At 62.5% G+C, this 14,511-nt stretch carries 10 protein-coding genes; 2 read left to right on the forward strand and 8 right to left on the reverse strand.

Annotation, left to right across the window (positions count from 1 at the left end; all coding sequences use genetic code 11):
- Window positions 1-13: 13 nt before the first annotated feature.
- Window positions 14-3,124, reverse strand: a complete 3,111-nt coding sequence (gene ygfK, locus OKC44_RS09850; protein WP_011706027.1) for a putative selenate reductase subunit YgfK — start codon at window positions 3,122-3,124, stop codon at window positions 14-16.
- A gap of 420 nt (window positions 3,125-3,544) precedes the next feature.
- Window positions 3,545-4,198 (reverse strand): molybdenum cofactor cytidylyltransferase, encoded by a 654-nt coding sequence (gene mocA, locus OKC44_RS09855; protein WP_011706026.1) that lies wholly within the window; start codon window positions 4,196-4,198, stop codon window positions 3,545-3,547.
- Between mocA and yqeC the strand changes: the two genes are divergently transcribed.
- Complete coding sequence (yqeC, locus tag OKC44_RS09860) at window positions 4,179-5,027, forward strand: selenium cofactor biosynthesis protein YqeC (protein ID WP_011706025.1); 849 nt, start codon at window positions 4,179-4,181, stop codon at window positions 5,025-5,027. The two genes, mocA and yqeC, sit on opposite strands and share 20 nt — an antisense overlap.
- 19 nt (window positions 5,028-5,046) lie before the next feature.
- Complete coding sequence (gene yqeB, locus OKC44_RS09865) at window positions 5,047-6,639, forward strand: selenium-dependent molybdenum cofactor biosynthesis protein YqeB (protein ID WP_270812553.1); 1,593 nt, start codon at window positions 5,047-5,049, stop codon at window positions 6,637-6,639.
- Window positions 6,640-6,707: 68 nt separating this feature from the next.
- Here yqeB and OKC44_RS09870 read toward each other — a convergent pair whose 3' ends face one another.
- The 6 genes from OKC44_RS09870 to ygeW all read right to left on the reverse strand — a co-directional run bounded on the left by OKC44_RS09870 (window position 6,708) and on the right by ygeW (window position 14,237).
- Window positions 6,708-7,631: a DMT family transporter gene (locus tag OKC44_RS09870; protein ID WP_270812556.1), complete on the reverse strand. Its 924-nt coding sequence runs from the start codon at window positions 7,629-7,631 to the stop codon at window positions 6,708-6,710.
- A 178-nt stretch (window positions 7,632-7,809) separates the two neighbouring features.
- The gene (arcC, locus tag OKC44_RS09875) at window positions 7,810-8,742 is read right to left on the reverse strand and encodes a carbamate kinase (RefSeq protein WP_270812558.1); all 933 of its coding nucleotides are present in this window, start codon (window positions 8,740-8,742) and stop codon (window positions 7,810-7,812) included.
- Between the two features lie 95 nt (window positions 8,743-8,837).
- Window positions 8,838-10,262 (reverse strand): dihydropyrimidinase, encoded by a 1,425-nt coding sequence (gene hydA, locus OKC44_RS09880; protein WP_270812563.1) that lies wholly within the window; start codon window positions 10,260-10,262, stop codon window positions 8,838-8,840.
- A gap of 119 nt (window positions 10,263-10,381) precedes the next feature.
- Entirely contained in the window at window positions 10,382-11,599 is a 1,218-nt protein-coding gene (locus OKC44_RS09885; protein ID WP_016350809.1) for a YgeY family selenium metabolism-linked hydrolase, read from the reverse strand.
- A 123-nt stretch (window positions 11,600-11,722) separates the two neighbouring features.
- Window positions 11,723-12,922: a diaminopropionate ammonia-lyase gene (gene dpaL / locus OKC44_RS09890; RefSeq protein WP_270812566.1), complete on the reverse strand. Its 1,200-nt coding sequence runs from the start codon at window positions 12,920-12,922 to the stop codon at window positions 11,723-11,725.
- Between the two features lie 127 nt (window positions 12,923-13,049).
- Window positions 13,050-14,237, reverse strand: coding sequence for a knotted carbamoyltransferase YgeW (gene ygeW, locus OKC44_RS09895; protein ID WP_270812568.1), 1,188 nt, complete (start codon window positions 14,235-14,237; stop codon window positions 13,050-13,052).
- Window positions 14,238-14,511 lie beyond the last annotated feature (274 nt).

A 14,511-nucleotide genomic window follows, 5' to 3' on the forward strand; every position in this document is an offset into this window, starting at 1 on the left:
ATTCGTGGTTCGCTCAGGCCGCGACGGCCCCCAGCAGGTAGTGGTGATGAGCATGGACATGGCTGATGATGCGGCACATGTCGCCAAGGGCCGCAGGCGCATCCTTGATCCGGCTCTGGGCGTCTATGGTCAGGCGATAGGTCTCGCCGCCCTGACGTACCCGCAGCTCACCGCCATCAGCCAGATAGAAACCGGGGTTGCGGCTGTTGTCGAAGTCCTCGGGCAGGCTGAAGATGGTGACCTTGTCCTGATAGGGCTTGCCCTGCCAGGGGCAGAACTGGGCGCAGTTGCCGCACTCGTTGCAGTAGGCATCCAGGTGCAATGTCTGGAATTGGTCCTTGAAGCCCGGCACAGCGATGGCGACGTTGGCCCGGTTGGGGCAGACGTCCACACACTTGCTGCAGAGGTAGTTGCACTCGAGGCAGCGGTGCGCCTCTTGCGCCACGAAGGCATCGCGCTCGCTCTTGTCAATCATGGTGACGGCGATGTTTCCCTTGCGGCGGTAGATCTCGTCTTTGCCCGACGGCTGGGTGGTCACGTCACGCTGCTGGCTGGCGATATGCTCGCGGGCCAGCACCAGATCCGCGGCGCGGCGGGCACCACCGATGGCACCGACGATGGAGGATGGGCCGCTTTGCACGTCACCGATGAGGAAGACGTTGCGACGGCTGGTTTCGCCGCTCAGGCTATCCACCTCGGGCCAGCCATCACTGCCAAGAGGAATGCCCATGGCTTTAAGCACCTCGCAATCAGGCTGCTCGCCGATGGCGGTGATCAGGGCATCCATCTGCATCACCTCGGTCTGCTCGGTGGGCACCGGACGGCGGCGGCCTTGCTCGTCAGGTTCCCCCAGCGCCATCATCCGCACGACAAGCTTGCCATCTTTCTCAAAGCCCTCCGGATTGGTGAGGAAGCAAAAACGCACCCCATCCTCCACCGCTTCCAGATACTCCTCGCGATAGGCGGGCATCTCTTTCTCGCTGCGACGGTAGATAACGGTCACATCGCTGACACCGGGCACCTTGAGGGCGGCGCGGGCGCAGTCCATGGCGGTGTTGCCGGCACCGATCACCGCCACATGGCGGCCCAGCGGCAGCGGTTTGCCCTGATTGAAGCTGCGCAGGAAGTTAAAAGACTTGTAGACCCGATCATGTCCCCCTTCGAGGCGCATGCCCCCGTTCTTGTCGGCGCCGATGCCAACGAAGACATAGGTAAAGCCCTGGGCGTGCAGCTTGTCGACGGTGAGCGCCGGATCGCAGCCGAACTCGAACTTGACCCCGTGAGCGGCGACAAAGTCGATGTCGTGCTGAATCAGCTCCGCCGGAATGCGGAACTCGGGGATGATGTGCTTGACCACGCCACCGGCATCCGCTTCACGCTCGAACACGGTGACCGGGTGACCGGCACGGGCCAGGAAGTAACCGGCTGAGAGGCCGGCCGGGCCGGCGCCAATCACCGCCACCGGGTGTTTGTCACCACTGCCTGCCGGTTTGTGCCAGCGCGCCTTGTACCCTTCCCAGCCCCGCTCCAGCGCGACCTTCTTGAGTTCGCGGATATTGAGCGGGCTGTCGTAATCAAGACGGGTGCAGTTGTACTGGCACTGGTGATCACAGATATGGCCGGTGATGGCGGGCAAGGCGTTGCGCTGATAAATCAGCTCAAGGGCTGCCACATACTCCCCCTCGCCCATCAGACGAATGTACTCGGGGATATCCTGATGCACGGCGCAGGCGGTGACGCAGGGCGCCACGTAGCAGTCGGTCAGCGGCAGACCGCCGCCCACTTCGATACGATCCTCGGACTTCCACTCCTTCTGGGTGTAATCCATGGTGAGCGCCTTGGCGGCAAGGGCCTCCAGCTTCTCGACATCAACCTGGGTCATGGCCCAGCTATCGGAGGCATCGATCTCGTTGAGGCACTCAATCTGGCGCAGGTAACCACCTGGCTTGAGCAGGTCGGTCGCCATGGTGATGGGACGAATGCCGGTCTCGAAGATATCGCTGATGTTGAACTTGCTGGCACCACCGGAGTAGGAGATGGGCAGCTTGCCATCGAAGGCGCGGGACAGCACGGCCGCCACGTTGATGGAGAGCGGGAACAGCGCACGGCCGGACATGTACATCTCATCGCCGGGCAGTGCCCCCTTGCGGTTGATGGTGCCCAGGGTGTTGGTGAGCTTGACCCCAAAGGTGAGCCCCTTCTCGGCCCCCAGCGCCATCAGTCGGGTCAGCATCGCCTTGGCCTGATCCAGCTTGAGGTCGTGATCGAACGACGCTTCGCTCAGACCAATGTAATCAAAGCCGCAGGTGTCGAGGATCTCGCGCACCCGCGGGTAGCCCAGCAGGGTCGGGTTGAGTTTCACGAAGGTGTTGAGCCCCTTCTCTTCCAGCATGTAGCGGCAGATGGCCTCAATTTCGTTGGGCGGGCAGCCGTGCATGGTAGAGAGGGTGACGCCGTGCACCAGATTGGCCGGAATGCGCTCCACCAGCTGTTGCAGGCGAGCGCGCCGCGCCCCCAGCCCCAGCTCGGCGATAAACTGCTCGTCGGCCACGAGGTCACGTACCACCTGCTGGTACTCGGCAAATTTCGGATTGCTGCCGGCATCCATCAGGCTGTGGATGAACTGCTGCATCGGTGGCTGTTTGATGCCATCGAGGTTGTACCCCACGCTCATGTTGAAGATGAAGGACTTGGCCTCCCCGTCGAGACGGGGGTCAAACACCTCTTCCAGCAGGTAGAGGGCAAACCAGGCTTTCAGATACTCGTCAAACGCCTTGGGCAGGGTGAACTCGGTGGACCACTCGGTGTTGAAGCACTCGTCTTCGGCATCGATGCAGGGCTTTTCCAGTTCGAGACGGTCCAGGATCTGCACCGTCTTGAGCTCGATAAAGCGCCCGCCAGTCAGCCAGGAGGTGACGATGTTCTGGGCCAGCTGGGTATGGGGGCCGGCTGCCGGGCCGATGGGAGTCTCGCAGGTTTCACCGAACACCTTGATCTTGCGCTCGTCCTGCTTGCGATAGAATTGCGCGGCGGGAATGCCGAAGATGGATTGACTCGCTTTATATTCCGAGAAGATACGGACCAGAAGGTTCTTGAAGGGAACGGGTCGCATAATATCGCCCATGTTGATCTCCTTGCAGCGGCACTGCTCATTGACAGGGTGAATAAATGGGGCCCATCCATAACCACGCATAAAAAGCCCCTTGAAACTGACAGGAGCAACAATCAGGCCAGCGCCGGATCTTTTTATTTTTCAGCCATAAAAACGTGAGGCACCTCCAATTAATAAAACATCGAAAACCGATACCAGTTTCCACAATGAGAGTGGCTATCAACACCGAATTTAAATAATGGAAATGCCGCCCTCACGGCTAAAAATGATCTCACTTTGGCGCGGCGCGCTATCAGTTTGATAAAGAGCGAGGCCATCGCCATTATCAGGCAGGCTAGGATGATAACGGCCGCGGTCGGCCCCTGATAACGGGTTAGACAAGGGGATAGATATGCAAAGCAAGGCTCGGCAAGCCCCTGCCAGCCGACCAGTTCAGCGCTCGAATGCGCCCCTTGCCAGCAGCGCCTGATAGCGCTCCGGGGTGTCCACATCCTGCAGGATGGCGGCGCTCTGCACCTCGATGAATCGGTGGGGATGCGCCAGCAGCCAGCGGCGCACCGAACCCTGTGCCGGCGCCGCCGCCAGCGCCCTGACAAGGGCTCTGGGCAACAGCACGGGGTGGCCCGCCTCCCCCTGATAGGAGGGAAAGAGGGTCTCGTCCCCCCGCGCCTGCCAGAGCGTGCGGTACACCTCGGGGGGGATGCAGGGCAGATCGCCGTGGCTCACGAAGAGGTGATCGCTGCTACAGGCGGCCAGCCCCGCGCGGATGGAGCTGCCGAGCCCTTGTGCATAATCATGGTTGTGTACCAGCCGGATACGGGGGTGATTGGCATAGCGGCTGATCAGCTCATCGGCGCGGTGCCCCACCACCAGAATGACCCGGTCACACAGCACCAGGGCATTTTTGAGACTCTCATCAAGAATCGTGCTCTGGCGATACGGTAGCATCAATTTCCACGCGCCCATTCGTGATGAGAGCCCGGCCGCCGTAATTAGGCAGTCGCACCGCTCGCGCGAATGCCAGTGCTTCTCACTGACCGCGCCTCTATTTTCATCGGTCGTCACCATGGCTATTTCATCACCCATTCTGCTCACCTCGCCAAATATCGAGAGTGTATTAAACCCGCTCACCGAAAATATTGATGGGCGTACCACTTTAATTAGTCTTTGCGGCGCCGGGGGGAAAACCAGCACCCTCTTCTGGTTGGCCGACTATTTCCATCAACAGGGCAAGAAGGTGCTGCTCACCACCAGCACCCGGATGTTTCTGCCCGCCCCCTCCCCTCGGCGCACTCTGCTGATCGAGGCCGACCCCATTCGGCAGCTGACCCGCTGCCAGGCGCTGCCCGATGAACCGATGCAACTGGTGCTGTTCAGCCACCTCGATCGGGCCAGCGGCAAGGCGGTGGGGCCGAGCCCTCAGCAGATCGATCTGCTCAAGGGACAGCAACGCTTCGACATCATCCTGGTGGAGGCGGACGGCGCCCATCACAAGTTATTGAAAGCGCCCGCTTTGCACGAACCTTGCATTCCTCAGCACAGTGATTGGGTGATCGCCCTGGTGGGCGGCGCCATGGTGGGCGCCTGCGCCGACCCGGCGCAGATCCACCGCTGGGCCGAGTTCCAGGCCCTGTGCGGGATTGCGGCCGGTGAACGGCTCGACTGGGCCCTGTTTGACCGGCTCATCGCCCACCCCGAGGGGGCGTTCAAGGGCACCCCGCCCGGGGCGCGACGGATCTGGTTTATCAATGGCGATTATCAAAATGAGCAGCAGTGGCTGCCCGCCCTGATAAACCTGCTGCAACGCCACCCCGAGCTCCACGCCATCTGGCAGGGGGCCGTGCGTGAACCCGGCGCCATTCACCATGTTTGCTGTCGGCCTGCCCCCGAAGCCGCGCAGTCGCTGACCCGTTAAGGATGATACGAGGTACCTTATGAATCTGTTTGCACACGCTGCCCGACTGGAGCAGGAGAACACCCCCTTTGCCATGGCCCAGATCATCGAGAGTCGGGGCTCCACCCCGCGCCATCAGGCCCAGATGCTGGTGATGGCCGATGGCCGGATCCTCGGCACCATCGGCGGCGGCATGATAGAGCGGTTGGTGATCGAAGAAGCAGTGGCCGCCATTGCCGAGCGCAAGCCGCGCATCTTCCACGGCCGGATGGCCCGCAACGGCGAGCATGCGGTGGGCTCGGATTGCGGCGGCGCCATGTCGGTCTATATCGACGTCTACGGCCTGCGCCCCCGCCTGGTATTGATCGGCGCCGGCCACGTCAACCGGGCGCTGGCCCATGCTGCGGCGCCGCTCGGCTTTGATATCCACGTGGGGGATTGCTTCGAGGGGAGCCTCAGCCCAGATCGCTTCCCGGCCGGCACCCATCTGCAGCAGGCCGACACCATCAGCGCGGTGATCGAGAAATTGGCCATCGAGCCCGCCAACTTCGTCATCATCGCCACCAACCACCAGGACAAGGAGGCGCTGGATCGGCTCATCAGCCGTCCCCTCGCCTACCTGGGGCTGCTCGCCAGCAAGCGCAAGGTGCAGACCTTCACCCAGGCCCTGCGCCAGCAAGGGGTGAGTCAGGCCCAACTGCAGCGGCTGCACGCCCCCATCGGCTACAACATAGGTGCCGAGACCCCCGAGGAGATCGCCATCAGCATCCTCGCCGAGCTGCTGCAGGTGAAAAACGGCAAAGCGGGCGGCCTGATGCAGGATGACGTGCGCCTCAAGCGGGATCAGCTGGTGGTGATGCGCGGCTCAGGCGATATCGCCACCGGGGTGGCGCTGCGTCTCTACCATGCCGGCTTCAAGGTGGTGATGCTGGATCTCGACAAGCCAACGGTGATCCGCCGCACCGTCGCCTTCGCCCAGGGGATGTTCGACGGCGAAACCAGCGTCGAAGGGGTACGTGCCAAGCGGGTGGAGAGCGTCGAGCAGGCGTTCGAGCAGCTGGATCTGGGCGTCATTCCACTGCTGGTTGACTCCGACTGCGCCACCCTTGCCGAACTCAAGCCCCGCTATCTGGTGGATGCCATCCTCGCCAAGCAGAATCTCGGCACCCACAGGGAGATGGCCCCCATCACGGTGGCCCTCGGCCCGGGTTTCGAGGCGGGGCGCGACTGCGATGCGGTCATCGAGACCAACCGTGGCCACCATCTGGGGCGGGTCATCTATCAGGGCCCTGCCCAGCCCAATACCGGTATTCCCGGGGTGATCGAGGGGCACTCCGCCCGCCGGGTGGTGCGTGCCCCCGTCGCCGGGGTGATGAAGAGCCTGATCAAGCTCGGCGATCTGGTGCAGGAGGGGGACGTGATCGCCCACGTGGGAGATGCTCCCATCATTGCGCCGCTCTCCGGCATGGTGCGGGGGCTGCTCAGCGATGGCATCGAGGTGACCGTCGGCTTCAAGATCGGTGATATCGACCCCAGAGGCGAGCGGGCCGATCCCACTACCGTCTCTGACAAGGCAAGAGCCATCGGCGGCGCCGTGCTGGAAGCCATGATGCATCTGGCCCAGCGCAGATAAGCCAGCGCGCCAACACAAAGGGCCCGCCATCATGGCGGGCCCTTTTTATCTCTTTGCCGGCAATCGGCTTAGCCCTGCTTGATGCGGGTCTCCCCCGCCACCGACACCACGGAACGCTTGCCCTTGCGGCTGATGACGACCAGCGCCAGCACGATAAGGCCAATGCCGCTCCCCTCCACCGGCGCCGGGTTTTCACCGAGCAGCCACCAGGAGAGCAGCACGCCGCTCACCGGCACCGCCAGGGTACTGAGCCCGGCGATCCCCGCCGGCAGCTTTTTCAGCACGAACAGCCAGAGGCTCCAGGCCAGCGCAGTGGCGAAGATGGCGCTGTAGGCAAGCGCGCCAAACACGTAGGGCTGCCAGTCGATGGGTCGCTCCGGCACCAGCGCCGCCACCAGCGCCATCACCAGGGTGGCATAGATCATCTGCCAGGTGGTGAGGGACATGAGATCCACCGCGGGATGGCGGGCATACATCCGCTTGGCGATGATGGCGCTGATCCCCCAGCAGATGCCGGAGGCAATCCCCAGCAGCGCGCTCTTCATGGAATCGAGATGCAGTTGCCAGGGCTCGATCACCAGCAGCAGGCCGCAGGCCGCTACCCCGACCGCCAGATAGTGCAGCTTGCGCATCCGCTCCCCCAGAAAGAGCGCCGCGAAGATCACCACCCAGAATGGCATGGTGTAACTCAGAATGGCCACCTTGCCCGCCCCGCCGCTGATGAGCGCCCACTGGGCCAGCCCCACCATGCCGCAGGTCTGGAACAGGGCGATGGCGAGGGTATAGCGAAACGGGGTGGGTTTGAGATAACGGCGGCCGCGCAGGCACTGCACCAGCAGCAACACCAGGGATCCGCACAGGCAGCGCAGGGCGGTAAACTCGAACGCCCCCGCGTAGAGCATCACCTGCTTCATCACGATCCAGCTGTAACTCCAGATGGCGGTGAGCAGGACCAATCCCCCCAGCGCCGCCATGTTCAACTTGCTATTCATTGTGCTGCCTTGTTGCTGCGGTCGGTACGTCCGCCATTCGGGACGCCATCTTACTCCTCTGCCGCCCCCCTGCCCACCGCAGATAAGAGCTGGCCGGCCCATGCTTCCCTCTGCCAATCCCTGGCACCAGCCAACAGAAAGGGGGCCGACGGCCCCCAGGTTACAACCTTGCTCGCCCCTACTGGCTTATCAGGGTGCCGGTCTTGCCGGCAATGCCGTCAGCCGCCTTCTCCAGCAGGGTGATCAGGGATTTGCGCCCCGGCATGGACGTCGCGAACGAGAGCGCCGCCTCCACCTTGGGCAACATGGAGCCCTTGGCAAACTGCCCCTGTGCGATAAAGCTGTTGGCATCGGCCACGCTCAGGGTATCGAGCCACTGCACCTCGGGCTTGCCGAAGTTGATGGCGACCTTCTCCACCGCGGTAAGGATGATCAGCATGTCGGCATCGATCAGCTCCGCCAGCCTGGCACTGGCCCAATCCTTGTCGATCACCGCGCTGGCACCGCGCAGGTGATTGCCTTCGCGCAGCACCGGAATGCCGCCGCCACCGACGGTGATCACCACCTGACCGGCGGCCAGCATGGCAGAGACGGTCTCTTTCTCGATGATGTCGATGGGTTTGGGGGACGCCACCACCCGGCGATAGCCGCGGCCGGCGTCCTCTTTGAGCCGCTCGCCCTTGGCCATCAGCGCCTCGGCCTCCTCCTTGCTGAAGAAGCCGCCGATGGGCTTGCTGGGGTCGAGGAAGGCGGGATCGTTTTTATCCACCTCCACCTGGGTCACCAGGGTGGCCACCGGCTTGTGGATGCCGCGCTCAAGCAGGGCCTCGCGCAGGGCGTTTTGCAGGTCATAGCCGATGTAGCCCTGGCTCAGGGCCACGCAGACCGACATGGGCAGATGAGGTGCCTTGGGATCGTGGCGGGCCGCCACCTCGAACGCCTGCTGGATCATCCCCACCTGCGGGCCGTTGCCGTGGGTCACCACCACCTCGTGCCCCTGAGCGATCAGGTCGGCAATGGTGCCCGCCGTGCTCTGTACCGCCTTCATCTGCTCGGGCAGGTTGTTGCCCAGCGCATTGCCGCCAAGGGCCAGTACGATTCGCTGTTTCATCTTGTTATCTCCAGTGAGGGGACAAGCCGGCGCGATACCGGCCCACCTTTCGTTGTTCACATAACCTTGCTGATCTGCGTGTTTCGAACGGATTGTCAGCCGGCCACTGTGGGGCAAGGCGAGTGCAGCTCCGGTGCCAACGCCGGATCAAAGGGCGCTCTGGCCAGAAAGCGGCCGTGACCACGTCGCCCCAGAAACTCGCCATCGCGGGCCACTATCTCGCCGCGACTCAGGGTCAGCCTGATCCGGCCGGGGCAGTGCATCCCCTCGTAGGGGCTGTAGTCGCCGTTGTCGTGCAGCAGTGGGTGAGAAATCAGGGTGTCACTGCGGGGATCTATCACCACCAGATCGGCGTCAGACCCAAGTTGCAGGTTGCCCTTGCGCGGCCAGAGGCCAAACAGGCGCGCTGGGTTGGCGCTGGTGAGGGCCACGAAGCGGGACGGCGAGATGCGCCCGCCGAGCACTCCGTGGGCAAACAGCAGCCGCATCCGGTTTTCGACCCCGGGCAAGCCGTTGGGGCAGCGGCTGAAATCGCCGCCGGAGAGGGTCATGCGCTGGGCGTGGGAGAAGTTGCAGTGATCGGTCGCCACCGTGTCGATGTCGCCCGCAGCGATGCCGACCCACAGCTTGTCCTGCTCGCTACGCCCGCGCAGCGGCGGGCTCAGCAGATAGTCGACCCCGTTCTCCTTGTAATAACACTGCTCATCGAGCAGCAGGTATTGCGGGCAGGTCTCCACCCAGACCGGCTGCCCCTGACGGCGCGCCAGTTTCAGATACTCCAGCCCCAGTCCGTTTGAAAGGTGGACGATATAGAGCGGCGCATTGCCCGCGAGCCCCGCCAGATTGATCATCCGGGCGATGGCCTCGGCTTCGCACTCCAGCGGGCGGCTTTGCGGGTGATACCAGGGCTCATGGTGGCCCGCGGCCAGCAGAGCCGCCCGGCGCGCCGCGATGGCGGCATCGTTCTCGGGGTGGACGGTGGCAAGCGCCCCCACCTCCTTGAGGCGGGCCAGGGCACGCAGCACGTCATGGTCCCCCAGCTTGTACTGGTAGGTGAGATAGAGCTTGAAGCTGCTGATCCCCTCCTCCTGCACCATGGCGGCCATCTCGTGGAGGATGGCGTCATCCACATGCTGAACAACGCCATGAAAGCTGTAATCGACCACGGCCTGATCGGCGGCATAGTCGTGATAGCGGGCCAGCTGGTGATGCAGGTTGCACCCCGCCGGGCCAAATCCCATGTGATCGACGATGGTGGTGGTGCCACCACAGGCGGCGGCACGGGTACCGCTGAAAAAGTCATCGCAACTGCGGGCAATCCCGATATCGATGTTGAAGTGGGTGTGGACGTCGATGCCGCCCGGCATCACGTAGCAGCCGCTGGCATCGATCAGTTCGGTTTCGCCATCGGGCTCGATAGCGGCGGCGCGCTCAAGGATCACCCCGTTCTCGATCAGCAGATCCTGACGATATTCACCCTGCACATCGACCAGCATGCCGTTCTTGATCAGCCGTTTCATCCCCACCACCTCGAATGTTTCTTCCCTTCAAACAGCAAGGCCCCGCCTCAACACAGACGGGGCACTTGCCACACTTGCGACAGCCGGGCGGGGATGGCAGTCACCACCCGGCAGCCCCCTTACTTGTCCAGCTCGGCCAAATAGAGCATGGGGATCACGGCGTACATGGCGGCGCACTTGACCAGATGCTCCTTCCAGGTCTTCTCGTTCGGCGCGTGGGCCTCCGGCTCTTTACCCGGGCCAAAACCGATCACCGGGATGCCGTGACGACCCATGATGGAGACGCCGTTGGTCGAGAAGGTCCACTTGTCCACCACCGGCGCCTTGTTGAACAGCTGGGTGTAAGCCTTGGAGAGGGTTTTAACCGTGATGTGATCCTCTTCCACCTTCCAGGTCGGGAAGTAGCACTCGGTCGGATAGACCAGGCCGGTGTAGGCCGGACGGTCGTACTGGTACATGGAGACCTCGGCGCCGGCGGCTTTTACCGCAGGCAGGGCGCGGATCTCGTCCAGTGCACCTTGCCAGGTCTCGCCCCAGGTGAGGCGGCGGTCGATGGAGACGGCGCAGCTGTCCGCCACGGCGCAGCGGCTTGGCGAAGTGAAGAAGATCTCGGAGACGGTCAGGGTGCCCTTGCCGAGGAAGTCGTCGTTGCCGAGGTTGTGACTCAGCTCCTGCAATTCGCCCAGGATGGGGCCCATCTTGAAGATGGCGTTGTCACCGCGCTCCGGCGCGGAGCCGTGGCAGCTGACCCCCTGCACCTCGACGCGGATCTCCATGCGGCCACGCTGGCCACGGTAGATCTGGCAGTCGGTCGGTTCGGTACTGACCACGAACTCGGGGCGGATCTTGCTCTGCTCGATGATGTACTGCCAGCAGAGGCCGTCGCAGTCCTCCTCCTGCACGGTGCCGGTCACCAGCAGGGTGTACTCGTCTTCCAGCCCCAGATCCTTGATGATCTTGCCGGCGTAGACCATGGAGGCCATGCCCCCTTCCTGATCGGATGCGCCGCGGCCACCGATGATCTCGTGATCTTCCATCCCCTCATAGGGGTCGAAGGTCCAGTTGGCCATGTTGCCGACCCCCACGGTATCGATGTGGGCATCCATGGCGATCAGGTGCGGGCCGTGACCGATATAGCCCAGCACGTTGCCCATGGGGTCGATCTCCACCTTGTCGAAGCCGACTTTTTCCATCTCCTGCTTGATGCGCAGCACCACCCGCTCTTCATCGCAGCTCTCGCTCGGGATGGCGATCATGTCGCGCAGGAACTGAGTCATCTCGGCCTTGTACTGGTAGGCCTTCTCCAACACCATTTCAAACGGAATTTGCTTGCTCATTGTGATTCTCCATAACAACTGAGAGTGCGCGGCCTGTTCGTCGGCAGCGCCCTGTGCCCGTTACCGCGCCCCGTTGGTGAGGCGCGATCAGTTCTTCAATTCGTGTCTCTGTTCTCGCAGGGATTAGTCGCAGGCGGGGTGCTTGCCTTCCCACACCACTTCCCGGTAATGGGCCACGTCGGTGTCCCCTTCGGTATTGATCACCAGCACCACCGACTGCTCATCAAGCCCCAGCCGGGCCATCAGCGCCGCGCGATCCGGGTGGTGGCGCACCGCCGCCAGCACGCCGGTTCCGACCGAGCCGGATTCGCCGGAGATGATGCGGGGATCATCGCCAAGAGGGTTGCCGAGCACGCGCATGCCAAGCGCCGAGACCTTGTCGTGACAGGAGATGAACTGGGTGGTGCAACCGCGCAGCACCGGCCAGCCGAGGGGATTGGGTTCACCGCAGGCGAGACCGGCCATGATGGTGCGCATGTCGCCCCCCACGTTGACCATCTCCCCCGCCACACCGGAGCGGTAGATGCAGTCGGCCTGATCCGGCTCGACGACTATGCTGTGCAGGTTCTTCGCCCCGAAGCAGTCCACCAGATAGCCGAGCACGCCGCCCGCCAGCGCCCCGACCCCGGCCTGCAGCAGCACGTGGGTGGGCTGCTTGATGCCCATGGCCTGCATCTGCTCGACCGCTTCGTCGGCCAGGGTGGCGTAGCCCTGCATGATCCAGGTCGGGATCTTGGTGTAACCCTCCCAGGCGGTGTCCTGCACTATGTACCAGCCACGCTCCTCGGCCATCTTCATGGTCAGGCGCACTGTGTCGTCGTAGTTCATGTCGGTGACGATGCACTCGGCCCCCAGCGCCAGGATGTGGTCCACCCGCTCCTGGGCCGAGCCCTTGGGCATGTAGACCACCGCATGCTGGCCCACCTGCTTGGCGGCCCAGGCGACGCCACGACCGTGGTTGCCGTCGGTGGTGGTGGCGAAGGTCATCGGCTCCTTGATGGTGCGCTTGATGAGATCGAAGGTGAAATCCTCCACCGCCACCCCGTATTTTTCACAGAGCAGGTTGGCGATGGCGTAGACGCCCCCCAGCATCTTGAAGGCGTTGAGGCCAAAGCGTTTGGACTCATCCTTCACCAGGATGTTCTTCACCCCGATATAGGCGGCGAGCGCTTTCAGATCGCACAGGGGGGTGGGCTCATAACCGGCCAGTTTTTTATGAAAAGCGCGGGCCTTTTGCGCCTCGGCACGGGAAAACAGGGGCAGCGACTCACCGGTAAAGAAACGGTTATCGGCAATTTCCATCTTCAGGGAAAATTGGGACATGAATACCTCGCAAAGAGTCATCTCGCCGGGGATCATCGAGTGAAAAGCGCCCCGGGGAGAGAACCCGTGACAATAACTGCGTGATGACGACGGCCGGGCGGGACTTATTTCCCGCCCGGCCAGGCCATTATTTGACGCGTTTTTGCGCCTCTTTTATCAAGCCTTCGAGGGCGGCGCCCGGTGCCGAGAATTTACGGGAAACAATCATGGCGGCGATAATATAGGGCTTCCAGCTCGCCTCTTTATAAGTGGCGATCCGGTATTTCTCGAATACCCCTTCACTCACTTCCCCTTCCTTGCAGGAGACGCCGGAAATATCCGCCGGCAGGCAGTGCATATAGAGCGCCTCGCCCCCCTTGGTGAGGGCCATCATCTCTTCGGTGCAGTGCCAATCCTTGTGCTTGGCGTTCTGCGCCAGACAATGCTGCTCCAGCTCTTTCAGGCCAGCGTGATCGTTGGCCCGCAGCAACTCGGTGCGCTGCTCCATCACCTGATAGGGCGCCCAGGACTTGGGATAGACGATGTCGGCATCCTTGAACGCCTCTTCCATGGAGGTAACCTGACGGAAACTGCCACCGGAGGCCTTGGCATTCTCCTTGGCCACTTCGATCACGTCCGGGATCAGGTCATACCCCTCTGGATGGGCCAGGGTCACGTCCATGCCAAAGCGGGTCATCAGGCCGATGATGCCCTGCGGCACGGAGAGCGGCTTGCCGTAGCTCGGCGAGTAGGCCCAGGTCATGGCAATCTTCTTGCCCTTGAGGTTCTCCAGGCTGCCGAAGTGCTCCTGCAACCAGGCGAGATCAGCCATGGACTGGGTCGGGTGATCAATGTCGCACTGCAGGTTGACCAGCGCCGGGCGCTGGGGCAGCACTCCCTTCTCGAACCCTTCGTCAAGCGCGGCGCCCACTTCACGCATGTAGGCGTTGCCGGCCCCCAGGTACATGTCGTCGCGAATACCGATGGCATCGGCGCAGAAGGAGATCATGTTGGCGGTTTCACGAACGGTCTCGCCGTGGGCAATCTGGGACTTGCCCTCGTCCAGATCCTGCTGGGTCAGGCCGAGCAGGTTGAGGGCGGAGGCGTAGGAGAAACGGGTACGGGTGGAGTTGTCACGAAACACCGAGATGCCAAGACCGGTATTGAACAGCTTGGTGGCGATGTTTTCGGCGCGCAGTCCCTTGAGGGCCTCGGCCAGTTTGAGCACCAGCGCCAGCTCCTGAGGGGTCTGCTCCCAGGTCAGCAGGAAGTCTTTTTCATGCAGGTTGGACTTGAGTTCATTGATCTCTTTGATTAACTGGTTCACTGCTTTCATCGTTAGCCCCAATCTGTTGATGAGAAATGCATTGCTCCCCTTCCACTCACAGGTCACCGAAACAAGGGCCATTGGGTGAGTTCATCGGTCAGCGTCAAATAAGGGCAATCAATAAGCGTGCCAACGCATAAATAAGCGGGAAATAACCAGAAAAGGCGTCTTGAATGTGAGCCGGCGCACAGCCTGAGGCTATATGGCGCCCCACCAAGGCCGGTGAGATAGCTTATTTTCAAGCGGATGGCTGCGCGCTGCTGAAATAGCGCGAGAATAGGGT

The sequence above is a fragment of the Aeromonas sp. S41-2 genome, assembly GCF_027705845.1.
GTDB classification, from domain to species: Bacteria; Pseudomonadota; Gammaproteobacteria; order Enterobacterales; family Aeromonadaceae; genus Aeromonas; species Aeromonas hydrophila.